The sequence below is a fragment of the Streptomyces lienomycini genome, from assembly GCF_027947595.1.
GTDB classification, from domain to species: Bacteria; Actinomycetota; Actinomycetes; order Streptomycetales; family Streptomycetaceae; genus Streptomyces; species Streptomyces lienomycini.
In genome coordinates this window covers 1,237,336-1,263,810 of record NZ_CP116257.1, presented here as the reverse complement: position 1 = coordinate 1,263,810, position 26,475 = coordinate 1,237,336, and the positions used below count along the sequence as shown (strand labels likewise).

17 protein-coding genes and 1 pseudogene are annotated in these 26,475 nt (G+C 72.4%); 5 read left to right on the top strand and 13 right to left on the bottom strand.

Features of this window, described 5'->3' with window-relative positions; all coding sequences use genetic code 11:
* Positions 1 to 51: 51 nt before the first annotated feature.
* The 4 genes and pseudogenes from BJ961_RS05990 to BJ961_RS05975 form a co-directional block, all read right to left on the bottom strand.
* Entirely contained in the window at positions 52 to 807 is a 756-nt protein-coding gene (locus BJ961_RS05990; RefSeq protein WP_271320266.1) for an AIM24 family protein, read from the bottom strand.
* A 17-nt stretch (positions 808 to 824) separates the two neighbouring features.
* A complete protein-coding gene (locus BJ961_RS05985; protein ID WP_271320265.1) occupies positions 825 to 1,505 on the bottom strand; it encodes an AIM24 family protein in 681 nt (226 codons plus the stop codon).
* Between the two features lie 13 nt (positions 1,506 to 1,518).
* A pseudogene (locus BJ961_RS05980) lies at positions 1,519 to 3,295 on the bottom strand (TerD family protein).
* A gap of 134 nt (positions 3,296 to 3,429) precedes the next feature.
* Positions 3,430 to 4,026: a M48 metallopeptidase family protein gene (locus BJ961_RS05975; RefSeq protein WP_271320264.1), complete on the bottom strand. Its 597-nt coding sequence runs from the start codon at positions 4,024 to 4,026 to the stop codon at positions 3,430 to 3,432.
* A gap of 249 nt (positions 4,027 to 4,275) precedes the next feature.
* Between BJ961_RS05975 and BJ961_RS05970 the strand changes: the two genes are divergently transcribed.
* Complete coding sequence (locus BJ961_RS05970) at positions 4,276 to 5,490, top strand: TOMM precursor leader peptide-binding protein (RefSeq protein ID WP_271320263.1); 1,215 nt, start codon at positions 4,276 to 4,278, stop codon at positions 5,488 to 5,490.
* Positions 5,483 to 6,892 (top strand): ABC1 kinase family protein, encoded by a 1,410-nt coding sequence (locus BJ961_RS05965; RefSeq protein WP_271320262.1) that lies wholly within the window; start codon positions 5,483 to 5,485, stop codon positions 6,890 to 6,892. The genes BJ961_RS05970 and BJ961_RS05965 overlap by 8 nt, the downstream gene beginning before the upstream one ends.
* Before the next feature lie 108 nt (positions 6,893 to 7,000).
* On the opposite strand, the gene BJ961_RS05960 is transcribed toward BJ961_RS05965, so the two are convergent.
* From BJ961_RS05960 to BJ961_RS05945, 4 genes are all read right to left on the bottom strand, one after another.
* Positions 7,001 to 7,324, bottom strand: a complete 324-nt coding sequence (locus tag BJ961_RS05960; protein WP_271320261.1) for a hypothetical protein — start codon at positions 7,322 to 7,324, stop codon at positions 7,001 to 7,003.
* The gene (locus BJ961_RS05955) at positions 7,321 to 7,689 is read right to left on the bottom strand and encodes a WhiB family transcriptional regulator (RefSeq protein ID WP_003973786.1); all 369 of its coding nucleotides are present in this window, start codon (positions 7,687 to 7,689) and stop codon (positions 7,321 to 7,323) included. The genes BJ961_RS05960 and BJ961_RS05955 overlap by 4 nt, the downstream gene beginning before the upstream one ends.
* A 175-nt stretch (positions 7,690 to 7,864) precedes the next feature.
* Positions 7,865 to 8,197, bottom strand: a complete 333-nt coding sequence (locus BJ961_RS05950; protein WP_271320260.1) for a hypothetical protein — start codon at positions 8,195 to 8,197, stop codon at positions 7,865 to 7,867.
* 164 nt (positions 8,198 to 8,361) lie between these two features.
* Positions 8,362 to 10,623, bottom strand: a complete 2,262-nt coding sequence (locus BJ961_RS05945) for an ATP-dependent DNA helicase UvrD2 (RefSeq protein ID WP_271320259.1) — start codon at positions 10,621 to 10,623, stop codon at positions 8,362 to 8,364.
* Positions 10,624 to 10,749: 126 nt separating this feature from the next.
* On the opposite strand from BJ961_RS05945, the gene BJ961_RS05940 reads away from it, so the two are divergent.
* On the top strand, positions 10,750 to 10,992 hold the full coding sequence (locus tag BJ961_RS05940) for a mycoredoxin (RefSeq protein WP_055417962.1): 243 nt from the start codon (positions 10,750 to 10,752) through the stop codon (positions 10,990 to 10,992).
* 73 nt (positions 10,993 to 11,065) lie between these two features.
* Here the strand turns inward: BJ961_RS05940 and nudC are convergent, their stop codons facing one another.
* From nudC to BJ961_RS05915, 5 genes are all read right to left on the bottom strand, one after another.
* Positions 11,066 to 12,010, bottom strand: coding sequence for an NAD(+) diphosphatase (gene nudC, locus BJ961_RS05935; protein WP_271320258.1), 945 nt, complete (start codon positions 12,008 to 12,010; stop codon positions 11,066 to 11,068).
* A 161-nt stretch (positions 12,011 to 12,171) separates the two neighbouring features.
* Positions 12,172 to 13,584, bottom strand: coding sequence for a dipeptidase (locus tag BJ961_RS05930; protein WP_271320257.1), 1,413 nt, complete (start codon positions 13,582 to 13,584; stop codon positions 12,172 to 12,174).
* A 10-nt stretch (positions 13,585 to 13,594) separates the two neighbouring features.
* Complete coding sequence (locus BJ961_RS05925) at positions 13,595 to 17,140, bottom strand: ATP-dependent DNA helicase (RefSeq protein WP_271320256.1); 3,546 nt, start codon at positions 17,138 to 17,140, stop codon at positions 13,595 to 13,597.
* 124 nt (positions 17,141 to 17,264) lie between these two features.
* Entirely contained in the window at positions 17,265 to 20,951 is a 3,687-nt protein-coding gene (locus tag BJ961_RS05920) for a UvrD-helicase domain-containing protein (protein ID WP_271320255.1), read from the bottom strand.
* Between the two features lie 371 nt (positions 20,952 to 21,322).
* Complete coding sequence (locus BJ961_RS05915; RefSeq protein WP_328659261.1) at positions 21,323 to 21,709, bottom strand: MGMT family protein; 387 nt, start codon at positions 21,707 to 21,709, stop codon at positions 21,323 to 21,325.
* Positions 21,710 to 21,894: 185 nt separating this feature from the next.
* Between BJ961_RS05915 and BJ961_RS05910 the strand changes: the two genes are divergently transcribed.
* Both BJ961_RS05910 and BJ961_RS05905 read left to right on the top strand, forming a co-directional pair.
* Entirely contained in the window at positions 21,895 to 24,735 is a 2,841-nt protein-coding gene (locus BJ961_RS05910) for a lysylphosphatidylglycerol synthase transmembrane domain-containing protein (RefSeq protein ID WP_271320252.1), read from the top strand.
* Positions 24,736 to 24,814: 79 nt separating this feature from the next.
* Positions 24,815 to 26,365, top strand: a complete 1,551-nt coding sequence (locus tag BJ961_RS05905) for an alpha/beta hydrolase (RefSeq protein WP_271320251.1) — start codon at positions 24,815 to 24,817, stop codon at positions 26,363 to 26,365.
* Positions 26,366 to 26,475 lie beyond the last annotated feature (110 nt).

The following is a 26,475-nucleotide window of genomic DNA, read 5'->3' as shown; positions in this document are numbered from 1 at the left end:
ACCGCCTTGACGATCGCCCCTTACCGGACGGTGCGCCGCGCCCGGCGACGCTCAGCTCCAGACGTTGCCCTGGTTCTGACCGCGTGCCCCGTGCTGTCCCATGCCGTACTGGGCGGCGAGGCCCTGCCCGACCTGGGCGTTCTGCGGCGGCAGCAGTTCGCTGGGCTGGACGAGCGCGAAGCCGGTGCCCATGAAGCTCAGCTCCCAGCCCTCGCCGGTGTTCCCGCGGCGCCGCCACACCCCCGAGGAGTGCGTCTGGGCCTGCATCTGCACGCGCAGGCCGGTGGACCAGGCGACGATCGCGTCGGCGTCGCAGTTGACGTACTTGTCGGGTGTGACCTGCATGAACAGCGGGGAGCCCGAGGTCATGAGGGCGACCTTGCCGCGGCCGGTGATGTTGAGCTGGTACTTCCCCGAGCCGGAGATGCCGTACAGGCTGTCCACCGCGATGACCTCGTGGTGCAGGGAGGAGTCCATCGCCAGTACGTAGCTGCTGTCGACGGTGAGGCCGTCCTGGTCGACGTCGACCACGTGGACGCACTGGGCGAGGTTCGCGAAGAAGACCGTGCCCTGCCCGTGGCAGCGCATCAGGTCCAGGCCCTCACCGGTGTACGCGCGCGAGCGGGACTGGCTGTTGCTCTGGTACTCGGCGTCGAACTCGACGAGCCCCTGGTAGGCGACCATCGTGCCCTTGCGGGCGAGCACGTCGTCGTGGCCGCCCAGCGCGACGCGGAGCATGTGCTTGTTCTGCAGGCTCCAGGCTTCCTGGGTCTGCTGGTCGTTGTAGGCGAAAAGTGGGCTCTGCATGATGTTCTGGCTCCCCCTCAGCCTCGGACCCGGAGGCGGTCAGTGCTGTCCTCGCTGGGCTGGACGACGACGATGCCCTGACCGGAGAAGGCCATCTGGAAGGCCTCGCCGCTGCCGCGGCCGATCAGCGACTGCGCCTTGAAGCTGCGCTTGCCCTTCACCTTCAGGTTCGGTGACCAGGCGACGAGTGCGTCCGGGTCGACGTAGGTCTCGTCCTCGCCACCGCCGCAGTCGACCACGATCGGCTTGCCCCGGGAGGTGAGCGCGACCCAGCCCTGCCCGGAGATCCTGGTGTTCCACAGGCCCTGCCCGGCGAACTTCGCCAGGCCCTTCACCCGCTCGACGCCCCACGTCAGGTGGGAGTCGAAGGCGAGCAGGTTGGTGGCGTTGACGGAGATCCCGTCCCCGTTGAGGTTGATGACGACGACGTTCGCGCCGTAGTCGGCGAGGTAGAGCAGTCCGTCGCCGGAGCACTTCATCAGGGGGGCGCCCTCGCCGGTCATCCAGTCCTTGGCGATCTGGCGGACGGCCGGCGGGTTGGGCTCGTACTGGACGAAGCCCTCGTAGGCGGCCATGGAGCCCACGCGCGCGAAGAGGTCGTTCCCGGTCTGCATGGCGACCTTCAGCATGTGGTTGCCGTGGTTCTCCATGCGGGCGGCGACGGGTGCGGGGGCGTAGCCCGCGAGCGGCTGGTTCATCTCGGGCGCTCCCTCAGATCTCGTACGGCTGGACGACGACGAAGCTGCCGGGCGCGGCCCGGAACTGCAGGTTGACGCTCTCTCCCGTGTCGCCCGCGTAGGAGTTGCGGCGCATCCGCACCTGGCTGGAGACGACCACCTGGGCGGCGGCGGACCAGGCGACGACGGCGTTGCAGTCGGCGAACGTCGTGGGCGTGACCGGCAGCACCACGGGTACGCCGCGCGTCTTGACGACGATCGTGCCGGTGCCCTGGAACTGCATCGTGAACAGCGCGCCGCCCGGGATGCCGTGCCCCTCGATGCGGCGGACCTCGTACTGGAGGCTCTCGTCGAAGGCGAGGACGTTCTCCGCGGAGACGCAGACGGCGTCCCCCTGGAGCTCGATGGGGTGCAGCATCGCGGAGTTCTCCGCGAGGAACACCTGTCCCTTGCCGGTGCAGCGCATCAGCTGCATCTCCTGGCCGGTCGCGTTGCCCACGACGCGGCCGGCGAATCCGGCGCCCTTGTAGCTGAAGTCGACCTTGCCCTGGTACAGCACCATGCTGCCCTGCCGGGCGAGCACGGGCTGGCCCTCGGCGCCGAGGTCGACGCGGACGAGCTTCTTGTTCTGCTGCGTCCAGCGCTGCCCGGTCGCGGTCTCCCGGAACTGCTGGAGCGCCGCGGTCACACCGGCGCCCTGCGGTGCGCCCTGGGGCATGCCCTGCGGTGCGCCCTGGGGAGCCTGCTGGCCGTAGCCGGGCGGGGGCGTCGGCTGGCCGTAGCCCGGGGGCGGCGCGGGCTGCCCATAGCCGGGGGCGCGGGCGGCTGGCCGTAGCCGGGCGGCGGGGGCGGTGCCTGCGGGGCCTGGGGCTGGCCGTAGCCGGGCGGCGGGGGCGGTGCCTGCGGGGCCTGGGGCTGGCCGTAGCCGGGCGGCGGGGGCGCGGTCTGGCCGGGAATCTGGCCGTACGGCGGCTGCTGACCCGGCTGGCCGTACGGCGCGGGCGCCGGGGCGGGGGCGGCACCGGTGCGCCGCCGGGCGGCGTGTTCATGGGCGCGACGATGGTCTGCGCGGCGTGCACGTCCGGCACGGGCGCCGGCGGCGGCGTGGCCGCGGGCGGAGGGGCGAAGCCCTGCTGGGCGGGCTGCGGTGCGGGAGCCGGCACCGGTGCGGGGGCGGCGGGCGTGCCGGAGGCCGGCGGCGCCGAGGCCTGGGCGGGCGGGGCGAAGCCCGGGGCGGCACCGGCCTGCGGCTGCTGCGCCGGCTGCGGGGCGGGCGCCTCGTCCTCGGCCACCTCGCCGCCGAAGTTCCTCAGCAGTGCGTCGAGACCGCCGTCGAAGCCCTGTCCGACGGCGGCGAACCGCCACACGTCCTTCAGGTAGAAGTCGCCCAGCATCACGGCGCGCTCCGTGGAGAACTCCGAACCGCTGAACGGGTACCGGGCCACCTCCTCGCCGCCCGCGACGATCCGGATGTACCCGGGGCCGACCTGCGACATCTGTCCCGCGCCGTCGATCGTCGCGGTGAAGGACAGCTTCTGGATCTGCTGCGGGATGCTGTCGAGGGTGACCCGGAAGGACTCCGTGTCACCCGCCTGCGCGCCCAGGAGCTGAATGGACTCCTCCGGGGTCTTCGGTTGGTTGAAGAACACGAAGTACCGGTCGTCCGACAGTCGCTCCTCGGCGTCGAGACCGAAGCAGCTGATGTCGAAGCTCAGCCCGGGGCCGGAGATCTGCACGCCTACGTACAGATCCGTGCCCGCGGTGAGATCACTGATCCTGGCCTTGTGGCCGCGTTGAAATTCCCTGGCCATGCGTTACGACCGTCCCCCATCCGAATGCGAGTGCGTCGCGACAGGCTAACGGCTGACGCCGACACCGGAGGAAGTCGGTACAGACCCGGTACGAAACCCGTGCGGGGCCGTGCCGGACCCGGGCCGGGTGCGCGCTACTCGCTCCGCGCGCCCGGTACGTGCGGCAGCCGGTCGGCGGCGACCACGCCCTCCAGGTAGCCCCGGGCGCGCTCGGTCCGCGGATACGCCTCCAGCAGCCGCCAGAACCGGGGCCCGTGTCCGGGGACGAGCAGGTGCGCCAGTTCGTGGAGGAGGACGTAGTCGACGACGTACTCGGGCATGCCCTGGAGGCGGTGCGACAGCCGGATGCTTCCCTCGGACGGGGTGCACGAGCCCCAGCGGGTGTTCTGGTTGGTGACCCAGCGGACCGAGGCGGGCCGGGCCCGGCCGTCGAAGTACTGCCCCGACAGGCGCTGCGCGCGCTCGGCCAGCTCGGCGTCGCCGAGGACGCGTTTGCTCTCCTGGGCGGCCAGCTTGTCCAGCATGACGCTCACCCAGCGTTGCTCCTCCGCCTCGGACATCCGGGCGGGGATCAGCACGACGGTGCGGTCGCCCTCGCGGTACGCGGACACCGTGCGGCGTCGCCGGGTGCTCCTGCGCACCTCGATCGCGCTCGTGCCCGAGCCGCTCGGCGGCGGATTCGTCGGTGTGCGCTGGGGCGCCCCGGCGCGGTGCAGTGGGTCGGCGGACACGCCACGACGTTACCCGCTGCACACGGGGAAGTCCCGGCTCCGGGACCCTTCGGTGCCGATCCGCCGTGTCTCCGCGGCGACGCACGACTGATTCGTACGACGGATACCCACCGCCTGTGGACAACTTTCGACGCCCCTGCGCCCGGCCGGGCATCCTGGCACTCGCCGGCGGATCCGCGACCGACCGCCGCCGGACGCACGGGGATGTGCACGACCTTTCCGAGAGACTAGGCATACGGGGGACCTGGCATGCATCCGATGGTGAAACCGGCGCTCAGGCGCGGCTGGCGCGATCTGAACACCGTGCAGTTCGGGATGACACCCGCGCACGCCCTGACCCTCGCCCCGGTGGACACGGCGACGGGCAGTTTCCTCGAGCTGCTCAACGGCACCCGTGGTCCGGCTCTCCTGCGCGAGGCGGGGCACGGCATGGATCTGCCGGACGGGCATGTCGACCGGGTGGTGGAGCGGCTGGCTCGGGCCGGTCTCCTCGACGACTCCCGTGGCGGGGGGACGGCCGCGGACGCGCTGCGGGACAAGAAGGAGGTCCTCGACCGGCTCCGGCCCGACCTCGCCTCGTTGTCCCTGACCACCTCGGAGCCGGGCGAGCCGATGAGACGTCTGGCCGCCCGACGCGCCCTGCGGGTGGGAGTGCGGGGCGCGGGACGGGTGGGCGCGGTGCTGGCCGGCCTGTTGTCGGGTGCGGGCGTCGGCGAGATCGACGTGCGCGACGGCGGACGCGTCGAGCCGTGGGACGTCGCCCCGGGTGGTCTCCCGGCCGAGTCCGTCGGTGACCGCCGCGACGAGACGGCCCGCCGTGTCGTCCGCCGGGCCGCCCCTGACCGGCCGCGGCGCCGGGGCTCGACGGCGCGGGCCGAGGGGGACGCCCCGGGCTTCTCCCTGGTGATCGTGGCCCCGCGTGACGACGTGGCGGTGCACGCGCCCGACCCCGCGTCCGCGGAATCCCTCATGGCCTCCGGTACGCCCCATCTCTATGCCGGTGTCGTGGAGGGGACCGGTGTCGTCGGCCCCCTCGTCCTGCCCGGCGAGACGGGGTGCGCCGGCTGTCTGCACGCGGACCGCACCGACCGGGACCCGGCCTGGCCGCGTCTGGTGGCGCAGTGGCGCTCCGGCCGGCAGCACCGGGTGCCGGCCTGCGACCTCGCCCTCGCGACGGCCGTCGCCGGGTTCGCGGCGGCTCACGCGCTGGCCTTCCTGGACGGTGGGGCGCCTTCGAGCGCCGGTGCGCGCTGGGAGGTCTCGCTGCCAGGTCTGCGCTGGCACGCGCGGCCCGTCCGGGCGCATCCCGCCTGCCCGTGCGAAGCGGCCGGAAAAGGTAAGCAGGAACACATCCCCGAGGAGGGGGAACGGCGCGCGACAATGGCTGGGCAAGGGCCGTCAGCCGAAGTACGCCACGAGGCGGAACCGGCACGGCCGGCTGGGACTTGGAGGGCGCATGTCTGATCTTCCGCGCAAGGCGGTCACCCGGACCGCCAAGCTCGCCGCGCTCCCGCTCGGCTTCGCCGGGCGGGCCACCTGGGGGCTCGGCAAACGGATCGTGGGCGAGTCCGCGGAGATCGTCGGTCAGCAGTTGCAGCAGCGCACCGCGGACCAGCTGTTCAAGGTGCTGGGCGAGCTCAAGGGCGGGGCGATGAAGTTCGGGCAGGCTCTGTCCGTCTTCGAGTCGGCGCTGCCCGAGGAGGTAGCCGGCCCCTATCGGGCGGCGCTGACCAAGCTGCAGGAGGCGGCACCGCCGATGCCGACGCGCACGGTGCACTCCGTGCTCGCGGAGCGCCTCGGTGAGGACTGGCAGGATCTGTTCCTGGAGTTCGAGGACAGGCCCGCCGCAGCGGCCTCGATCGGTCAGGTGCACCGGGCGGTGTGGCACGACGGCCGCGAGGTGGCGGTCAAGGTGCAGTATCCGGGGGCCGGCGAGGCACTGCTGTCCGACCTGAACCAGCTCAGCCGCTTCGCCCGGCTGCTCGGCCCACTGGTCCCGGGCATGGACATCAAGCCGTTGATCACGGAGCTGAAGGACCGGGTCTCGGAGGAGCTGGACTACGACCTGGAGGCCGAGGCCCAGCGGATTCACGCCGAGGTGTTCGCGGACGACCCGGACATCGTGGTGCCTGATGTCGTCCACCAGTGCGAGCAGGTGCTGGTCACCGAGTGGATCGACGGCATCCCGATGTCGGAGATCATCACGAACGGCACGACGGAGCAGCGCGACCGGGCCGGTCAGCTGCTGGCCCACTTCCTCTTCTCCGGTCCGGCCCGCACGGGGCTTCTGCACGCGGACCCCCACCCCGGCAACTTCCGCCTGCTGCCCGGCGGCCCGGCGGGCGAGGACGACTGGCGTTTGGGTGTCCTTGACTTCGGCACGGTCGACCGCCTCCCCGGCGGTCTGCCCGAGCCCATCGGCGAGGCTCTGCGCATGACGCTGGACGGCGAGGCGGACGCCGTCTACGAGATGCTCTGCGCGGAGGGCTTCGTCAAGGAGTCGATAGAGCTGGACCCTGATGCCGTCCTCGACTACCTCCTGCCGATCATCGAGCCCGCCAGGGTCGACGCGTTCACCTTCACCCGTGGCTGGATGCGGAGCCAGGCCGCCCGCATCGGTGATCCCCGCTCCCCCGCCTACCAGCTGGCCAAGCAGCTCAATCTGCCCCCTGCCTACCTGCTGATTCACCGGGTGACCCTGAGCACCATCGGTGTGTTGTGCCAGCTGGGGGCGACGGTGCGGCTGCGTGACGAGCTGGAGGAGTGGCTGGTGGGGTTCCTCCCCGAGGAGGAGGCGGTGGACGAAGAGGCCACCGAAGAGGGCGAGGACGGGTACGAGGTGGAGGAGACGGCCGCGGAGGCGTGATCCACCGGCCCCGAACCCACGGTGGGGGCCGGTCCGTTCGGACGGACCGGCCCCCACGGGCAGAGCTTCGTCTCCCGGGCCGGGAGACCACCGCTTCAGGTGTGTCGGTTACTGCATGACCGCCATGGCGAGCGCACGCCGGGCGCGCATCGAGGCGCGCTCCGCCCGCCGCTGCATCCGGCGAGCGGTCGCCACGCGCAGCGCCCGGCGTTCCTGCTCGGCCTCATGCAGGCGGTCGTGCATATGCGCACGAGCCAGGGCTTCTGGGATGAGTTGCATCTCACGGGTCCTGTTCTGACGCGAGTCCTTCGCGCCACTGGTGGTGAAGTCTTCAGGCGCGGTGCCTGCGATGTCGTGGGTGGACGGCTTCATCGGGGCCTGCTTCTGGGGGTCGTACGTGAGGGGACGGTCGATCGTTCCTGCGGTGTTCATGCCGAAACCGGGTTCTTGCGCGGGCGACCACGGGGCCGCTTCCGGGCGACGACGACACCCTGGACGAACAGCTCTCCACCCCAGACGCCCCAGGGCTCACGCCGCTCCTTGGCACCGGCGAGGCAGGCCTCGATCAGCGGGCAGGTGCGGCACAGGGACTTGGCGTACTCCACGTCCGCCGGCGACTCCGCGAAGAAGACCTCCGGGTCGTAGGAGCGGCAGGGGACGGGTACGCCGAGGTTCTCGATGGCGTCGTCGAGCGCGGTGAGCGCGGTGAGCGGGGTCAAGGTGGAGTCCTCCGTGGAACAGGGCTTGGGGATCGTGTCGGAAGGCGGTACGGACGGGGCGTGCGCTTCGAGTTGCACGGGTGGTCTTCCTCGTCTGGTCGTTCCGGCCGGTTGACCGGGTGTCGGCTTGGTACCGGGTTCTTTTCTTGTCCCGAGGCTCCTTCGTGCTGTCGCCCCCGTTCGGGGACAAACAGAAGGGCCGCGGATCCCGGGTGGGGTTCCGCGGCCCTGAAGGCGCCGGCCTGATCGACGATCAGGCTGGATCACTCCAGGGTTCTGGCCCACGGAAGGCCCACATCAGGTGATGCTGCGTCGTCTGCTTCCGGAATCCGGCACCGGTCGCGGTAAAGGCATAGGCCTGCGCCTGTGCCGCTACTGCTGCTTCCAGTGCCTTGGTCGGTCGCTCATCGCGCTCACGAACGGGAAGACCCGCGGGAGCGGCGGAGGCGGCGGCCGGACGCACGACACGAATGCCGGACAGACCGGTGCCCGAGTTGGAGGCGCCGAGCGTGCACAGGGAGACGGCCGAGCGATCGGTCAGTTTGGCGGTGGAGCTGACGTTTGAGCTGATGTTGATGCTGATCACTGGACTCGCCTCCTCTCGGCGTCTCGGGGGACTGGGGTGAACCAGTCCGCGGATATGCAAGTACAACACGGATTCAGGGCCTCCGGGAAGGCCGCTGTCCCCGTGACCAAGAACCTATGGGGATTCCCGGGGCATGCGCAAACTATTTTTTCGACGAGTTCGTATCAGTCGTCCTCGTCAAGCCCCACCCCTTCCTGGCCTGCGCAGATGGCCAGGACGTCGACTCCGTAGCGGTTGAGCTTGCGCGCCCCGACCCCTGGGATCCGGGCCAGTTCACGCTCGTCCTCGGGGACGGACTCGGCGATCGCCATCAGTGTCTTGTCGGTGAAGACGCAGAACGCGGGCTGTCCGCTGCGCCCCGCCTGCACCGCGCGCCACTCGCGCAGCCGCTCGTAGACGCCCTCGTCCATGTCGGACGGGCAGTCCTCGCAGCGCATCAGTTTCATCTCGCCTGCGTCGGTGAGCGTGCGCCCGCAGACGCGGCAGCGGGCGGGCGTCCGCTGTGTCCGTCTCGGAACGGCGGCCACGGCGCCGCCGCCGCCCGCGAACCCACGCTCCACACCTCCGGAGCCGCCGCCGGCCGCCCGCCCGTCGGCCGTGCCCGAGCCGGGCCGCAGCCCCTTCAGGAATCGGCTGGGCCGACGGCTCGGCCGACCGCCGGGCGTCCGGGCCAGCGCCCAGGACAGATGGAGGTGTTCTCGCGCGCGGGTGACGCCGACGTAGAGGAGGCGGCGTTCCTCCTCGATCTGTTCGTCGGTCTTTGCGTAGGTGATCGGCATCATGCCCTCGGCGACGCCCACCAGGAACACGACGTCCCACTCCAGGCCCTTGGCCGAGTGCAGGGAGGCGAGGGTGACGCCCTGCACCGTCGGGGCGTGCTGGGCGCCCGCACGCTCGTCGAGTTCCACGACGAGATCGCTCAGCGTGGCTCCGGTTCTGGCGGTGGCGAAGTCCTGGGCGAGATGGACCAGGGCGGCCAGCGACTCCCAGCGTTCCCGGACGGCCCCCGACCCGGCCGGGGGCTCAGTCGTCCACCCCTCGCCGGACAGCACCGCGCGCACCTGGGACGGCAGGTCGACCACGTCGTCGAGGAGGGAGTCGTTGCCGCCGAAGCGCGCCGCGGCGCGCAGGGCGCTGTTGGCCTTGCGCACCTCGGGGCGGTCGAAGAAGCGCTCCGCGCCCCGCAGCTGGTAGGGGACACCGGCGTCGGCGAGTGCTTGCTCGTAGGTCTCCGACTGGGAGTTGGTACGGAACAGGACCGCGATCCCGGCGGCCGGAACGCCCGAGTCGATGAGCTCACGGATGCGGCGGGCCGCGCCCTCGGCCTCGGCCGGTTCGTCGGGGTACTCGCCGTAGACCGGTTCGGGGCCCGCGGGGCGCTGGGAGACCAGCTCCAGGCGGTGGTCGGCGGCCCGCCCTCGGGCCTGGGCGAGCAGGCCGTTGGCGAGGTGGACCACCTGGGGGGTGGAGCGGTAGTCGCGGACGAGTTTGACGACGGTGGCGCCGGGGTGGCGGCCGCGGAAGTCGAGCAGGTGGTCGGGGGTTGCTCCCGTGAACGAATAGATCGTCTGGCTGGCGTCGCCGACCACGCACAGGTCGTCGCGGTCACCGAGCCACAGCTCCAGCAGACGCTGCTGGAGCGGGCTGACGTCCTGGTACTCGTCGACCACGAAGTGCTGGTACTGGGCCCGGACCTGTTCGGCGACGTCGTGCCGGTCCTGGAGCACGGCCACGGTCAGCAGCAGCACGTCCTCGAAGTCGATGACGGAGCGCGCGCGTTTGAGGTCCTCGTAGGCGGAGTACAGCTGGGCGATCTCCGCGGGGTCGCGGGGGGTGTCACGGCCCGCCTTGGCCGCCGCGAGGGCGTAGTCGGCCGGGACGGTCTGGGTCACCTTGGACCACTCGATCTCCGCGGTGGCGTCGCGCAGCTCGCCCCGGTCGAGGCGGATGCGGCAGGCGGCGGCCGCGTCGGCGACGAGCTGGATCTTGCGGTCGACGAGCCTCGGCAGGGAGCCACCGATCGCTTTCGGCCAGAAGTACTGGAGCTGCCGCAGTGCCGCCGAGTGGAAGGTACGGGCCTGGACACCGGACGCGCCCAGCTGGCGCAGACGGCCGCGCATCTCCCCCGCCGCACGGTTGGTGAAGGTGACGGCGAGCACGCTGGAGGGCTGGAGGATGCCGGCGCGCACCCCGTAGGCGATGCGGTGGGTGATCGCCCGGGTCTTGCCCGTGCCGGCTCCCGCCAGCACGCACACCGGGCCGCGCAGGGCGGTCGCCACCTCGCGCTGCTCGGGGTCGAGCCCTTCGAGCACCGCGTCGGCCGTGTCCGGTACCTGCGGGAAGAGGGTGGAGTGCGTTGCTGCTGTCACACCGCCATGCTGCCAGGTCTCGCGGGACGGGTGAGTCGGTTGTCCACAGGCACGCACCGATAGTCGTACCAATGCGACACGCGTCACGCGGCGGGAATGGTGGCGTCGTCCCGGGCGTTCTGCTCATGCGCACTCATCCCCGAGCCGCCGCTTTCCCCGAGTCGCCGAAGGAGCACGAGAGACATGCCGGGCACTGTGACGATGTACAGCACCACGTGGTGCGGCTACTGCCGTCGGTTGAAGAGCCAGATGGACCGCGAGGGCATCGCGTACACCGAGATCAACATCGAGCAGGACCCGGAGTCCGCCGCCTTCGTGGAGAAGGCGAATGGCGGAAACCAGACGGTTCCGACCGTGCTCTTCCCGGACGGCTCGACGCTGACGAACCCGTCCCTGGCGCAGGTGAAGCAGAAGGTCGGCGCCTGACCGGTACGCCTGGACGTGCTCAGCCGTGGAGGGGCGGCCCCGCATCGGGGCCGCCCCTCCACGGCGTCCGGGCTCAGAAGGCGCCGCGCGTCGGCAGTGGCCTGCCGTACCAGAGCTCGATGAGACGGGCCGCGATCGAGATGCCGTAGGGCGGGAGCACTTCGCCCGACTCGAAGGCGGCGCCCAGTTCGTCGCGGGAGAACCAGCGGGCCTCGTGGATCTCGTCGCCGTCGACGTTGATGTCGGTCGAGGTGGCGTGGGCCATGAAGCCCAGCATCAGGCTGGACGGGAAGGGCCAGGGCTGACTGGCGACGTAGTCGACCGGGCCGACGGTGACGCCGGCCTCCTCCTGGACCTCGCGGCGTACCGACTGCTCGATGGACTCGCCGGGCTCCACGAAACCGGCGAGGGTCGAGAAGCGCCCCTCGGGCCAGTGCACCTGGCGGCCGAGCAGGATGCGGTCCTGGTCGTCCGTGACGGCCATGATCACCGCGGGGTCGGTGCGCGGGTAGTGCTCGGCGCCGCAGGCGGGGCAGCGGCGGATGTGGCCCGCCGCGGCGATGACGGTGCGCTCGCCGCAGCGGGAGCAGAACCGGTGCAGCCGCTGCCAGTTCTCCAGGGCGACGGCGTGGGCCATCAGGCCCGCGTCGCGGTCCGACAGGAGCAGGCCGGCCTCGCGCAGGCCCGCCGGGCGCGCGGACTGGTCCATGCGGCCGGGCAGCGAGTCCTTCTGGAGGGCGAAGTAGCTGACCCCGTCCTCGTCGGTGCCCAGGAAGTAGCGGTGTGCCTCGGTCAGCGGGGCCTCGAAGGAGGGGGTCATGACGAGTTCGGTGGCCCCGTCGGGGGTCTCGTCGATGAGGACCTGGCCGCCTGAGACCACGAAGCAGCGCGTCGAGGGGTGACTCCACGCCGCCGCGAGCCAGGCCTCGTCGAGGCGGTGGTGGGCGGCGCGGTCGATGCCGCTGGGGGCGGTGAGCGAGATGGGACGGTCGGCGGTGTGGTCGGTCCAGGTGGTCACGGGTGCTTCCAACTCCCCCGGTGAGCGGTTCGGTTCGGCAAGGCGGGTTCAACGGTTCGTGTACGGCGGGTGGTGACCGGGTCCGGGAGGGCTCGGCGGCGCGGGGCGGCCTTTCCAGTGTGCCGCGCGCGATGCCGGTCGGGTCCCGGACGGGGGGACGCTCAGGGCGCGTGACGCCAGTACTCCGCCAGGTCGCCCCAGAGGTGGGCGGAGGTTTCGACGCCCTTGAGGAGCAGGTTCAGTTCCACCTTTTCGTCGGGGGCGTGCCAGCCGTCGGAGGGGACGGAGATGCCGAGGAACAGCACCGGGGCGTCGAGTACCTCCTGGAGGTCGGCGGCCGGTCCGGAGCCGCCTTCTCGGGTGAAGCGGACCGGTTTCCCGAAGGCCAGGCCCATCGCGCGGACCACGGACCGCAGTGCCGGGTGGTCCAGCGGCGTCAGGCAGGGGCGGGTGGCCGGGCTGAAGGTGATCTCGCAGCGAATGCCTTGGGGAACCTGTTCGGCGACCCAGGCGCGGACGGCCTTCTCCACACGGCCCGGGTCCTGGCCCGCGACCAGGCGGAAGGAGAGCTTCACCATGGCGGACGACGGAATGATCGTCTTGCTGCCCGGGCCCTGGTAGCCGCCGCCGATGCCGTTGACCTCGGCGGTGGGGCGGGCCCAGATGCGCTCCAGGGTGGTGTGGCCGGCCTCGCCGTGGGCCGCGTACGACTTGGCCGTGCGCAGCCACTGGCGCTCGTCGAAGGGCAGCTCGGCGAGCAGCTCGCGTTCCCGGTCGGTGAGCTCGATCACGCCGTCGTAGAAGCCGGGGACCGCCACGCGCGCGTGCTCGTCGTGCAGGGCCGCGACGAGGCGGGCGACGGCGGTGGCCGGGTTGGGGACCGCGCCGCCGAAGGAGCCGGAGTGGATGTCCTGGTCGGGCCCGTGCAGCCGGATCTCGCACTCGGCCAGTCCCCGCATGCCGGTGCAGACCGTGGGGGTGTCCTCGGACCACATACCGGTGTCCGAAACGATCACCGCGTCGGCGGTGAGCCGCTCGGCGCGCTCCTCGACGAGGGCGCGGAAGTGCGGCGAGCCGGACTCCTCCTCGCCCTCGATCAGCAGCTTGAGGTTCACCGCGGGGGCCGTACGGCCGGTGGCGGCGAGGTGGGCGCGGACACCGAGTGTGTGAAAGAACACCTGTCCCTTGTCGTCCGCCGCCCCGCGCGCGTAGAGGCGGTTTTCGCGGACGACGGGTTCGAAGGGGTCGCTGTTCCAGCCGTCCTCGCGGGCGGCGGGCTGTACGTCGTGGTGGCCGTAGACGAGGACCGTCGGCGCCTGCGGGTCTCCGGAGGGCCACTCGGCGAAAACGGCGGGGGCTCCCTGGGTCGGCCAGACCTCCGCGGTCGGGAAGCCGGTCTCCTTCAGCTTGGCGGCGAGCCAGTCGGCGCTGCGCCGCACATCGGCCGCGTGGTCGGGCTGGGCCGACACGGACGGGATGCGCAGCCATTCGACGAGGTCGTCGAGGAAGGCGGCGCGGTGCCGCTCGATGTACGTGCGGACAGCGCTGACAGCATTGTCAACGGGGTGGCTCATGCTTACGAGCCTATCGGCCCGCACGGGCAGCCCGATCGTGCGGTTCGTCACCGACCGGCTCGGCCCGCAGCAGCTTCTCCAGTGCCGCCCGGTCCGGCAGCCCCTGGGGCCGGACGACCTCGCCGGTGCGTACGTACAGGAAGGCGGCGGTCACCGATGCCGGTGGTATCCCCTGCTGCTCGGCCCAGGCGACGCGGTAGAGCGCGAGCTGGAGCGGGTCGGCGGTGGCGGCGCGGTTCGTCTTCCAGTCGACGATCTCGTACGTCGCCGTCGCACCGTCGCCCTCCTTGTAGACGGCGTCGATCCGGCCGCGCACGACCCGGCCGGCGAGCGTGAGCTGGAACGGCGCCTCGACGCGGAAGGGGGTGCGTCGCGCGTATTCAGTACGTTCGAAGGCGTCCTTCAGGAACTCCAGATCGTCTTCGTCGGCGATCTCCGCGTCGCTGCCGGGCAGCTCCTCCGGTTCCAGCAGGGGCAGCGTCAGTGGTTCGAACCGGGCCTCGACCCAGGCGTGGAAGCGGGTGCCGCGGCGGGCGGCGGGCTGGGGCGGGCGGGGCATGGGGCGGGCCAGCTCCTGCGCGAAGCCGTCCGGGTCGGCCGCCAGGCTCAGCAGCTGCGAGGCGGTCAGCGACGCCGGGAGAGGCACCTCGGTGACGCTCTCGCGGGCACGCAGGAGCTCACCGGTGAGCGCGTCGAGGTCGCGGTCCCAGGAAGCCACGGTCCGGGCCTCCTCCGGTGTGAGACGCGCCGGGGCCGAGGCCGGGGCGGGGGCGGGAGGGGTGCCCGGAGACGGTTCGGTGGGCGTCGCCTGGCGCGGGACGGTGGGGCCGCTCGGCGGGGCGGCGGGGCGGTCGGAGGTCCAGGTGTCCCAGTCGGCGGGATCATCGGTCCAGCCGGTGTCCGCTCCCTCGGGCTCCTCCGTTTCTTCAGGCTCCTCCGTGTCTTCCGGCTCCTGCGGGGGTGGTGCCGCGTCGTCCTCGGGGGGCGGTGGCCAGTCCGGGTCGTCGTGGGTGTCGAGGGCGTGGAGGGCGTGGAGGGCGCCTTCTTCCTGGTCGGCGAGGGCGTCCAGGTGGCGGAGGACCGTCTCGGCGGCGGCCCTCCGCCGGGCGAGTGCCCCGTCGTCCAGGGGCAGGGGCCAGACTTCGTCGACCGTCGCCCGGTGCAGGGCCGGGTTCTCCTCGTCCTCGACGGGTTCGTCCGCCCAGGCCTCGATCTCGCCGTGTCCGGCCGCGCAGTGCTCGTACAGCGCCGTGAGGAAGGCGGACGGCCCCCGCGGCTTCTTCTGACTGGGCCCCCACCAGTGGCCGGAGCCCAGGAGCAGGGACCGGGGGCGGGTGAAGGTGACGTAGCCGAGGCGGAGCTCCTCGGTGTGCTGGTGGTCCTTCATGGCCTCGTGGAAGCCCTTCAGGCCACGGGAGTCCCAGGACTCGACGTCGGGCAGGGTGTCGGCGTCGCCGCGCAGGCCGTGCGGCAGCACCTTGCCCTGAGCGGTCCACTTCTCGCGGCCCTGCCCACTGGGAAAGGTGCCGGTGACGAGGCCGGGCACGGCGACGACGTCCCACTCGAGGCCCTTGGACTTGTGTGCGGTGAGCACCTTGACGGTGTTCTCGCCGCCGGGCAGCGCGTTGTCCAGGCCCTTCTCGTACTGGGCGGCGGTGCGCAGGAAGCCGAGGAAGGCGAGGAGGGTGGCCTCGCCGTCGCCCGCGGCGAAGGACGCGGCGACGTCGAGGAAGTTCGACAGGGTCTCGCGGCGGCGGGCTGCCAGGGCGTGCGGGGACGCCGACAGCTCGACCTCGAGTCCGGTGACGGCCAGGACCCGGTGCAGGACGTCCATGAGCGGGTCGGACAGGGCCCGGCGCAGGTCGCGCAGTTCGGTTGCCAGCCGCGCGAACCGTACGCGCGCGTCCGGTGAGAAGGGCAGCCCGTCGTCGTCCCCGGTGCCGTCCAGCGGCGTCTCCAGGAAGGTGTCGAGGGCGTCCGCGAGCGATGTCACCTCGGACGGGTCGACTCCCTCGACGGCTTCGGCGAGCCTGCGGTCCGGGTCGTCGTCGCCCTCCACGCGCGCGTGGCTCACCAGCAGCCGGGCGCGGCGGCCCAGGAGGGCGAGGTCGCGCGGGCCGATGCGCCAGCGCGGCCCGGAGAGGAGGCGGACCAGGGAGGCGTTGGCGCCCGGGTCCTGGAGGACTTCGCAGACGGCGACCAGGTCGGCCACCTCGGGAAGGTGCAGCAGCCCGGAGAGGCCGACCACCTCGACGGGGACGTCGCGGGCCACGAGCGCGCCCTGGATCTCGGCGAAGTCGGTCGCCGTACGGCACAGGACGGCGATCTCACCGGGCGCCTTGCCGGTGCGCACGAGGTGGGCGACGGAGTCGGCGATCCAGTCGATCTCCTCGGCGTGGGTGCGCAGCAGGGCGCAGCGGACGGTGCCGTCCCGTTCGGCGCCGGGGGCGGGGCGCAGGGCCTCCACGCCCGCGTGCATGGCGCGCAGGGGCTCGGCGAGGCCGTTGGCGAGGTCGAGGAGGCGGCCGCCGCTGCGGCGGTTCTCACTGAGCGCCTGACGGGCCGCGGGGCGGCCGTCCGCGTGTGCGAAGTGTTCCGGGAAGTCGTCGAGGTTGGCGACGGAGGCGCCGCGCCAGCCGTAGATCGCCTGACAGGGGTCGCCCACGGCGGTCACGGGGTGGCCGGTGCCGCCGCCGAACAGGCCCGCCAGGAGGATGCGCTGGGCCACCGAGGTGTCCTGGTACTCGTCGAGCAGCACGACCCGGTACTCGTCGCGCAGGACGCGGCCCACCTCGGGGAGCCCCGCGAGCTGTGCGGACAGGGCGATCTGGTCGCCGAAGTCGAGCAGGTCCTTCTGGCGCTTGGCGGCCCGGTAGCGGATCACCAGGTCGGCCAGTTCGCGGCGGGCGGCGGCGGCCTCGGGGACCTTGCGCAGATCGGCGTTGCTGAGCCGGACGCCCTCCAGGGTGTCCAGGAGGCCGGCGTCCCAGGTGCGCAGGTCTTCGGGGCGTACGAGGTGTTCGGCGAGTTCGGCGTCGAGGGCGAGGAGGTCGCTGACCAGGTCGGCGAAGGATCGGGTGAGCGCCGGGTAGGGGCCGGGCGCCTCGCGCAGGATCCTCGCGGCGAGCTGGAAGCGGGTGGCGTCGGCGAGCAGGCGGGACGTCGGTTCCAGCCCGAGGCGCAGGCCGTGGTCGGTCAGGAGGCGGCCCGCGAAGGCGTGGTACGTCGAGATCGCCGGCTCGCCCGGCGGGTGGTCCGGGTCGATCGCGTCCGGGTCGGTCACTCCCGCTCTGATCAGCGCCTTGCGGACGCGTTCGGCGAGTTCGCCGGCCGCCTTGTTGGTGAAGGTGAGACCGAGGACCTGTTCCGGGGCGACCTGGCCGGTACCGACCAGCCACACCACGCGTGCCGCCATCACCGTCGTCTTGCCCGATCCGGCTCCGGCCACGATCACCTGCGGGGCGGGCGGCGCGACGATGCAGGCCGTCTGCTCCGGGGTGAAGGGGATGCCGAGGAGCTCCTTGAGCTGCTCGGGATCGGTGATGTGGGCGGGCACGTCCAAGAGGCTAGCGGCGGACACTGACAGCGGGTGCCGGATGTCCACCGCGGGACGGGGAAAGCGCAGGTCACCAGGTGTGGTGCGACGTGTCACACCGTCGCTCGGCCACCGCTCCCGGCGTTCACTCCACGACGTGCCGCCCCTCGGGCCGCGCGCTGCACGACGCGCGGAAGGCGCAGTGGGTGCAGTGCTGGCCCGTGGTCGGGGTGAACCGTTCGTCGAGGACCTTGCCGGCGGCCGTGGCCAGGAGGTCGCCCACCCACTCACCCGTCGGCCCCTCCTGCGACTGCTGTGCCTGCACCTTGGGCAGGGTCTCGCCGCCGTCCCGTTGGGGCGCCCCCTGACGCAGCTGAACGAGTTCGGCGCCGCCCGGCAGGGGGCGCACGCCGCCGAAGGCGTCGTCGACGGCGCCCTCGCGGACGGCGAGCTGGTAGACGGCGAGCTGGGGATGGCGGGCGACCTCCGCGGACGTGGGTGCCTGCTTGCCGGTCTTGAAGTCGACGACGTAGGCGCGGCCCTCGCCGTCGGCCTCCACGCGGTCCATCTGACCGCGGACGCGCACCTCGTAGTCGCCCGCTTCCAGGGTCACGTCGAAGTCGTGCTCGCTGGCCACAGATGTGCGCCCCGCGCGGTCCATGACGTGCCACTTCAGGAAGCGTTCGAGCGCCACGCGCGCGTTGGCCTTCTCCTGCGCCGACTTCCACGGCGCGTCGAAGGCGAGCGCGTTCCACACGGAGTCCAGGCGCTCCATCAGGACGGCGAGGTCGGCCGGGGTACGCCCCGAGGCCACCTCGTCGGCGAGTACGTGCACCACGTTGCCGAAGCCCTGGGCGGTGGTCGCGGGCGCGTCGGCCTTGACCTCGCGACCCAGGAACCACTGCAGGGCACAGGTGTTGGCCAGCTGGTCCAGGGCGCTGCCGGAGAGGGTGACGGGCTGGTCCCGGTCGCGCAGCGGCACCTTGCTCTCGGTCGGGTCCCACATGCCCCACCAGCGGTAGGGGTGGGCGGACGGCACCAGGGGACGGCCGTCCTCGTCGGCCAGGGCGGCGAGCCGGGCCAGGCGGCGCGCGGCGGCCTCCCTCAGGGGCGCCGAGACGCGGGCGTCGACGGTGGTGGCCCGCAGTTCGGCGACGAGCGCCGCTACGGCGAGGGGGCGGCGCGGGCGGCCGGTGACGTCGACGGGCTCGACTCCGAGTTCGGTCAGGAACCGGGAGGGCTGGTCTCCGTCGTCGGCCGGTGCCTTCACCGCGGTCACGACGAGCCGTTCGCTCGCGCGCGTGGCGGCCACGTAGAACAGGCGGCGTTCCTCGGCGAGCAGGGCTCCGGGGGTGAGGGGTTCGGCGAGTCCGTCGCGGCCGATCCGGTCGGCCTCCAGCAGGGAGCCGCGACGGCGCAGGTCCGGCCACAGGCCTTCCTGGACGCCCGCGACGACGACCAGCCGCCACTCCAGCCCCTTGGAGCGATGCGCGGTCATCAGGCGGACGGCGTCGGGGCGTACGGCACGCCGCGTGAGGGTGTCGGCCGCGATGTCCTCGGCGTCCGTCTCCTCCAGGAAGTTCAGGGCGCCCCGGCCGCCGGTGCGCTCCTCCGCGCGGGCGGCCGTCGCGAACAGCGCGCACACGGCGTCCAAATCGCGGTCGGCGTTGCGTCCGGCCGCGCCGCCGCGCCGGGCGGAGCGTTCCAGGCGGCTGGGCCACGGCGTGCCGTTCCACAGGTCCCACAGTGCCTCCTCGGCGCTGCCGCCTCCCGCCAGGCGCTCGCGGGCCTTGCGGAGCAGCGCGCCGAGTCGCTGGGCGCCGCGCGCGTACGCGGGGTCGTGCACGGCGAGCCGCTCCGGCTCGGCCAGCGCCCGGGCGAGCAGTTCGTCCGAGGGCGGCGGCAGCGGGTTGCCGGCGGCGCGCTGCTCGTCGCGCAGGGCGCGGCCGAGGCGGCGCAGATCCGCGGCGTCCATACCGCCGAGGGGCGAGCCGAGCAGGGTGAGGGCGGTCTCGGTGGAGAGCCAGCACGGATCGTCGGCGAGGTCGGCGCGTCCGCCACGCGCGGGGCTCGTCTCGGGCTCCGGCTCCGGATCGGACTCCGTCGCCGGATCGGACTCCGGTTCCGGATCGGACTCCGGTTCCGGATCGGCCTCCGTCTTCGTCTCGGCTTCGGGCTGAGTGTCAAACTCCCCCTCGGGCCCGGACTCGGGCTCGGCCCTGGACTCGGGCTCGGGCTCGGCCCTGGACTCGGACTCGGACCCGAGCTCAGCCCCGGCGTCGGACCCGTGCTCGCGCTGGCGCTTGTGGTGGGCTGTGGGTGCGGGCTTCGTCACCGCCCCCGGTACGGCCTTCACGGCCGTGTCGGCGCGTCCCCCCGGGCCGGCCCCGGCCCCGCTCGCATCGTCGGCATGCCCCTCGCGCGCGGTTCCACCGCCGTCACCCGCACTCGTACCCACGTCCCCGCCCGTGCCCGTACCCGCGCCGGGCACCGCGCCGCCCGCCACCCCGTCCCCCGGCCCGGGCCGCTCCCCCACCTCCGCCTGCGCCACGGCCCGCAGTGCCGTCAGCAGGGGGGCGACCGCCGGTTCGTGGCGCAGCGGCAGGTCGTCGCCGTCGATGTCCAGCGGGACACCGGCCGCGGTGAGGGTGCGGCGGAGGGTGGGGATGGTGCGCGACCCGGCACGTACCAGGACAGCCATCCCACCCCACGGAACGCCGTCCTCCAGGTGCGCCCTGCGCAGGATGTCGGCGATGTTGTCCAGTTCGGTGCCGGAGGTCGGGTAGGTGTACACCTCGACGCGTCCGCCGTCCCGTACCGGGGTCAGCTCGCGGTGGGCGCGCACCTTGTCGGCGGGAAGGCGGGTCAGCGGCATGCGCCGGGTCAGCTGGCGGGTGCCGGCCAGCAGGGCGGCCCCGGACCGGCGTGAGGTCCGCAGCACCTCGACGGACGCCGGGCGGCCGTCCGCGCGCGGGAAGGCGGCCGGGAAGTCCAGGATGCCGTTCACGTCCGCGCCCCGGAAGGCGTAGATCGACTGGTCGGGGTCGCCAAAGGCGACGAGGGTCCGCCCGCCGCCCGCCAGCGCGTGCAGCAGCCGCACCTGGGCGGGGTCGGTGTCCTGGTACTCGTCGACGTACACGGCGTCGTACTGGGCGGTCAGGCGCCCGGCGACCTCGGGACGGCGGGCGAGGAGCACGGCGCGGTGAACCAGTTCGGCGTAGTCGAGCACGCCCTGGAGGTCGAGCACGTCGAGGTACTCGGCGAGGAAGACCGCGGCGGCCCGCCAGTCGGGGCGGCCGATGCGTCGCGCGAAGGCGCCCAGGGCCTCGGGGCCGAGCCCCAGTTCGCGGCTGCGGGCGAGCACCGCGCGGACCTCGTCGGCGAAGCCGCGGGTGGTCAGGCAGGCGCGCAGTTCGTCGGGCCAGCGCACGTGGGCGAGGCCGAGCCGTTCCAGGTCCAGCTGCCCGGCGAGCAGCTCGCGCACCGTCACGTCCTGCTCCGGGCCGGACAGCAGCCGCAGGGGCTCGACGAACAGCTCGCTGTCCTGGTGGGCGCGGACCAGCGCGTAACCGAAGGAGTGAAAGGTCGTCGCCCGGGGGGCGCGCGCGGCGCCCATGCGCAGGGCCATGCGGTCGCGCAGCTCGACGGCCGCCTTGCGGCTGAAGGTCAGTACCAGGATGCGTTCGGGGTCGCCGCCCCTGGCGATTCGGTCCGCCACGGACTCGACCAGTGTGGTGGTCTTGCCGGTGCCCGGCCCCGCGAGGACGAGCAGCGGTCCGGCCCGGTGGTCAACCACGGCGCGTTGTGCGGCGTCCAGACGAGGGGGGTCCACGCGTGCCGGCGGGGTACGCACCAGTCGGTAAGCGCCACGGCTCCCCCGTCGCACCTGGGGGTGCGACGGGTGTCCGGTGGAGGAAGAGGAGCTCACGTGGTTCGCCGGTCCTGGTGGGTGTGCTGGTGGGCCGTCCGCGTCGCGGGTGGGGCGGTGGCCGCGGGATGAGCGGTGCGAGGGGGACGCGTGCGGCCGACGCTACGCCGACGGACGAGGCGGAAGCAGCGCTTCTCCTTCCTCCCTCGGGTCACTCACGGCACGAACGCCTCCTGCCCCACGAACGTACGTCATGTCACGGACGTGCCCGAAGTATCCGGTTTACCTCGTACGGATCACGGGTCACACATCGGTCGGCCGCATGCCGGAAGCTGTCAGGTGTGACCCTGTGCGCGTTCGCCGCCGTCCCACCGCGCCCGCTTCAGGTCGAGGCGCGGCAGGTGCCCCTCGGCGGCTCTGCTCGCCTCCTTCAGGGGCGTGCCCTCCTCCCGGTAGCGGTCGAGCGCCTCCAGTTCGTGCCCCGCGAGCAGGGCGCCGTCCGCGCGAACGACACGCCACCAGGGGACGCCTCCCCCGTAGAGGGACATCACCCGGCCGACCTGACGGGGTCCCCCCTCCTCCAGGTACTCGGCTACGTCCCCGTATGTCATGACGCGGCCCGCCGGGATCAGCTCGGTCACGTCGAGGACCCGCTCGGCGTACTCGGGCAGCGCGCCCGCGTTCTCCGGACGGCCGCCGTCCGGAAGGCTCTGCTCGCTCATTCGTCCCATCCTGCCGCACCCCACCGACAACACGAGGCGCTCACGGCGGTGCGCTCCCCTCGCCCGAAACCGGCGCTTCGGGCAGACTGTGCGGCCCGCACGGGCACCCTGATGCCTGCCGAGGCCGACACGGCATGCCACCATCGTGCGGGCGGTGACCAGTGATACGAGAGCAAGAAGAGGCGATGAAGCAGCAGGGTGTGCACCCCGAGGACGCCGAGGGCACCTCTGACGCTTCGACGCGCCCGGGCACCGCCGACACCGGTGACGGGAAGAGCGACGCGCAGCCGACCGAGGGCCCGTCCGCGACGGCCGCCGACCCCGACGACGTGGCGCACATCGACGAGGTGGAGGGCGACGAACCGCTGCTCCCCGCGCGCGTGCACCGTCCGTCGGACCTGATGCGCCTCTTGGTGGGCGTGCTCGCCGTCGTCGTGCTGCTCGCCATCGCGGCCTTCGCCCACGGCACCACCTCGGGCCTCGAACAGGACATCAACAAGGGCACCGGACAGGCACCCGACCTGCTCATCAAGATCGCGGGGCTGGCCTCCAGCATCGCGATCCTCCTGGTGCCGGTCGCCTTCGCGATCGAGCGGCTGATCAAACGGGACGGGCTGCGGATCGCCGACGGGGTGCTGGCGGCGGTCCTCGCGCACGGGGTGACCCTCGCCACCGACCTGTGGGTCGCCAAGGCCGCCCCCGGCTCCATCCAGGAGGCGCTCACCCAGCCGTCGCCGGGCGACGTCCACGCGCTGACCGACCCCGTGCACGGCTATCTGGCGCCGGTCATCGCGTACATGACGGCCGTCGGCATGTCCCGCAGGCCCCGTTGGCGCGCGGTGCTCTGGATCGTGCTGCTCCTCGACGCCTTCTCGATGCTCGTCACCGGCTACACGACGCCGTTCTCGATCATCCTGACGGTCCTCATCGGCTGGACCGTCGCCTACGGCACGCTGTACGCGGTCGGCTCCCCCAACGTCCGCCCCACCGGCCGGACCCTGATGGCGGGCCTGCGGCACGTCGGCTTCCGCCCGGTGACCGCCGCCCGGCAGGAAGCGCCGGCGGACACCGTGGAGACCGGTGACCGCGGACGCCGCTACTTCGTCACCCTGGAGGACGGTCGGCCGCTCGACGTGACGGTGGTGGACCGGGAACAGCAGGCGCAGGGCTTCTTCTACCGCGCGTGGCGGAATCTGACCCTGCGCGGCTTCGCCACCCGCAGCAGCCTCCCCTCCTTGCGCCAGGCCCTGGAACAGGAGGCGCTGCTCGCCTACGCGGCCATCGCGGCCGGTGCCAACGCGCCCAAGCTGATCGCGACCTCGGAGCTGGGCCCCGACGCCGTGATGCTCGTCTACGAGCACACCGGGGGGCGCTCCCTGGACTCGCTGGCGGACGAGGAGATCACCGACGACCTGCTGCGCGACACCTGGGAGCAGGTACGGGCCCTGCAGTCCCGGCGGATCGCGCACCGCAGGCTGGTGGGCGACGCGATCCTGGTGGATCGTTCCGGCACGGTGATCCTCACCGACCTGCGCATCGGCGAGATCGCCGCCGGGGACCTGCTGCTGCGGATGGACATCTCCCAGCTCCTGGTGACGCTGGGCCTGCGAGTGGGCGCCGAGCGCGCGGTCGCGTCGGCGGTGGGCGTACTCGGCCCCGACGCCGTGGCGGACTGCCTGCCCATGCTCCAGCCCATCGCGCTCAGCCGCTCCACGCGCGCGACGCTGCGCAAGCTGGCGCGCGAACGGTCCCAGCGCGAGCGCGAGGCGGTGCTGGAGTCGTACCGGCAGGCCAAACTGGCCCGCGCGGAAGCGGCCGGCAGTGACGACGCGAGCCCAGCCGCCGAGCAGACCGACGAGACCGCCACCGACAAGCCCGGCACACTGAGCAAGCCAGACAGGAAGCCCGACAGGCCCGACAAAGCCGACAAGACAGACAAGCTCGACAAGAAGGCCGTGCGGGCCGAGCAGCGGGCCGAGAAGAGGGCCGTCGACGAGGCGCTGGAGGAGGCGCGCGAGGAGGACCTGCTCACCCAGATCCGCCACGCGGTGCTGCGCATCAGGCCGCAGGCCCCCGTCGAACCGGCCCGCCTGGAGCGGGTGCGTCCGCGCACACTGATCAGCTTCATCGCCGGCGCGATCGGCGCCTACTTCCTGCTGACGCAGCTCACCCACATCGAGTTCGGACCCCTGATCTCGAACGCCCAGTGGGGCTGGGTGGCCGCGGCCGTGCTGTTCTCCGCGGCGAGCTATGTCGCGGCGGCGATGTCCCTGCTGGGGTTCGTACCCGAAAGAGTGCCGTTCCTGCGGACCGTGGCCGCGCAGGTCGCCGGATCGTTCGTGAAGATCGTCGCCCCCGCCGCGGTCGGCGGCGTCGCCCTGAACACCCGCTTCCTGCAGCGCGCGGGCGTGCGCCCGGGGCTCGCGGTGGCGAGTGTCGGCGCGTCCCAGCTGTTCGGGCTCGGCTGCCACATCCTGATGCTGCTGTCCTTCGGCTATCTCACCGGCACCGAGAAGACGCCGTCGCTGTCGCCGTCCCGCACGGTCATCGCCGGCCTGCTGACCGTGGCGGTGCTGGTGCTCGTGGTGACGTCGGTGCCGTTCCTGCGCAAGTTCGTCGTCACGCGCGTGCGGTCGCTCTTCGCCGGGGTCGTGCCGCGCATGCTGGACGTCCTGCAGCGGCCGCAGAAGCTGATCACCGGTATCGGCGGCATGCTGCTGCTCACCGCCTGTTTCGTGATGTGCCTGGACGCCTCGATCCGCGCGTTCGGCGACGACTCCTCGTCGATCAGTCTGGCGAGCGTCGCGGTCGTCTTCCTCGCGGGCAACGCCCTGGGGTCCGCGGCTCCGACGCCCGGCGGTGTGGGCGCGGTGGAGGCGACGCTGACGGTCGGTCTGATCGCCGTCGGCCTCCCCAAGGAGGTCGCCGCGCCGGCGGTGCTGCTCTACCGACTGCTGACCCTGTGGCTGCCGGTACTGCCGGGCTGGCTGGTCTTCAACCACCTGACGCGCAAAGGGGCGCTGTAACCGGACGCGCGTACGCCCCTCGTACCTCGTACGGCCCCTGCCCCGAGCGCAGCGCCCGCCGCGACCGCACGATGGACGCATGCCGAATCCCTTCCCGCTGCGCGCCGCCGCCCTCACCGCCACCGCCGCCACGCTGTCCCTCCTGCTGGCGGGCTGCGGCGGCGGATCGCGGGAGGACGACAAGGACCTGACGGGCCAGAAGCTCGGCTGGAAGACCTGCCCGGCCCCGTCCGAGGCCGAGGGCGGCGGCGCCGCGCCCTCCCCGTTGCCGGACGGCGACAAGTGGCAGTGCGCCACCATGAAGGCACCGCTCGACTGGGCCGACCCGAAGGGGGACACGATCGACCTCGCGCTGATCCGGGCCGAGGCCAGCGGTGCGGCGGACCGGCGGATCGGATCGCTCGTCTTCAACTTCGGCGGACCGGGCGGATCGGGCGTCACCACCCTGCCGGCTTTCGGGCAGGACTACGCGAAACTGCGCACACGCTACGACCTGGTCAGTTTCGATCCGCGCGGCGTAGGCCGCAGCGACCCCGTGGAGTGCCTGGACCACAAGCAGCTCGACACCTACTTCCAGCAGGACGCCACCCCCGACGACCAGGCCGAGCGCACCGAGTTGGTGGACAACACGGAGAAGTTCAACGCGGCCTGCGAGAAGCACTCGAAGGACGTCCTGCCGCACGTCCGCACCACCGACGCGGCCCGCGACATGGACCTGATGCGTCAGGTCCTCGGCGACGCGAAGCTGCACTACTTCGGCATCTCCTACGGCACCGAACTGGGCGGCGTCTACGCCCACCTGTTCCCGAAGCACGTGGGCCGCGCCGTCTTCGACGCGGTCGTGGACCCCACGCAGACCGCCGAGCAGGGCTCGCTGGGCCAGGCCAGGGGCTTTCAGCTGGCGCTCGACAACTTCGCCGAGGACTGCGTGTCGAAAGTCGAGGACTGCCCCGTCGGGGACACGGCCGAGGACGTCAAGGCGCGCATCGCACGGCTGCTGAAGGACCTCGACCGCACACCGATCCCCGGCGTCTACCCCCGAGAACTCACCGAGACCGCCGCGACCGGCGGCATCGCGCAGGCGCTGTACTCCAAGGACTTCTGGGAGTACCTCACCGAGGGCCTGGAGCAGGCGTACGACGGTGACGGGCGGGTCCTCATGGTGCTGTCGGACGCGTTGAACGGGCGCAACGAGAACGGTCAGTACAGCAACATCACCGCGGCCAACGTCGCCATCAACTGCGCCGACGACAAGCCGCGGTACGACTCCGCCTACGTGGAGCGCAAGCTGCCCGAGTTCCGGAAGGCCTCCGCGCTGTTCGGGGACTACCTGGCCTGGTCCCTGCTCAGTTGCACCGACTGGCCGGTCGCCGGAGCCGCCGACCATCCGGACGTGAGCGCGCCCGGTGCGCCGCCGATCCTGGTGATCGGCAACACCGGCGACCCCGCGACACCGTACGAGGGCGCGGGGAGGATGGTGGAGGCGCTGGGCGGGGGCGTCGGGGTGGAGCTGACCTACAAGGGCCAGGGACACGGCGCCTACGACAGCAAGAACGGGTGCGTGCAGGATGCGGTGCACGGCTACCTGCTGGACGGCAAGGTACCGAAGGCCGGAACCGTCTGCTCCTGACCGTCCTGACCGTCCTGACCGTCTTGACCGCCGACGCCGTCCGATCCTGACCACCGGCCCCGTCGATCCTCGAAGAAATTGCAGGTCAGAGGGTTATCCACAGGGCTCGG

Coding starts and splice junctions, on each gene's coding strand:
- BJ961_RS05990 (WP_271320266.1), bottom strand. CDS start 807: ATGCAGAGCCCACTTTTCGCCTACAACGACCAGCAGACCCAGGAAGCC.
- BJ961_RS05985 (WP_271320265.1), bottom strand. CDS start 1,505: ATGAACCAGCCGCTCGCGGGCTACGCCCCCGCACCCGTCGCCGCCCGC.
- BJ961_RS05970 (WP_271320263.1), top strand. CDS start 4,276: ATGCATCCGATGGTGAAACCGGCGCTCAGGCGCGGCTGGCGCGATCTG.
- BJ961_RS05965 (WP_271320262.1), top strand. CDS start 5,483: ATGTCTGATCTTCCGCGCAAGGCGGTCACCCGGACCGCCAAGCTCGCC.
- BJ961_RS05960 (WP_271320261.1), bottom strand. CDS start 7,324: ATGAACACCGCAGGAACGATCGACCGTCCCCTCACGTACGACCCCCAG.
- BJ961_RS05940 (WP_055417962.1), top strand. CDS start 10,750: ATGCCGGGCACTGTGACGATGTACAGCACCACGTGGTGCGGCTACTGC.
- BJ961_RS05930 (WP_271320257.1), bottom strand. CDS start 13,584: ATGAGCCACCCCGTTGACAATGCTGTCAGCGCTGTCCGCACGTACATC.
- BJ961_RS05915 (WP_328659261.1), bottom strand. CDS start 21,709: ATGAGCGAGCAGAGCCTTCCGGACGGCGGCCGTCCGGAGAACGCGGGC.
- BJ961_RS05910 (WP_271320252.1), top strand. CDS start 21,895: ATGAAGCAGCAGGGTGTGCACCCCGAGGACGCCGAGGGCACCTCTGAC.
- BJ961_RS05905 (WP_271320251.1), top strand. CDS start 24,815: ATGCCGAATCCCTTCCCGCTGCGCGCCGCCGCCCTCACCGCCACCGCC.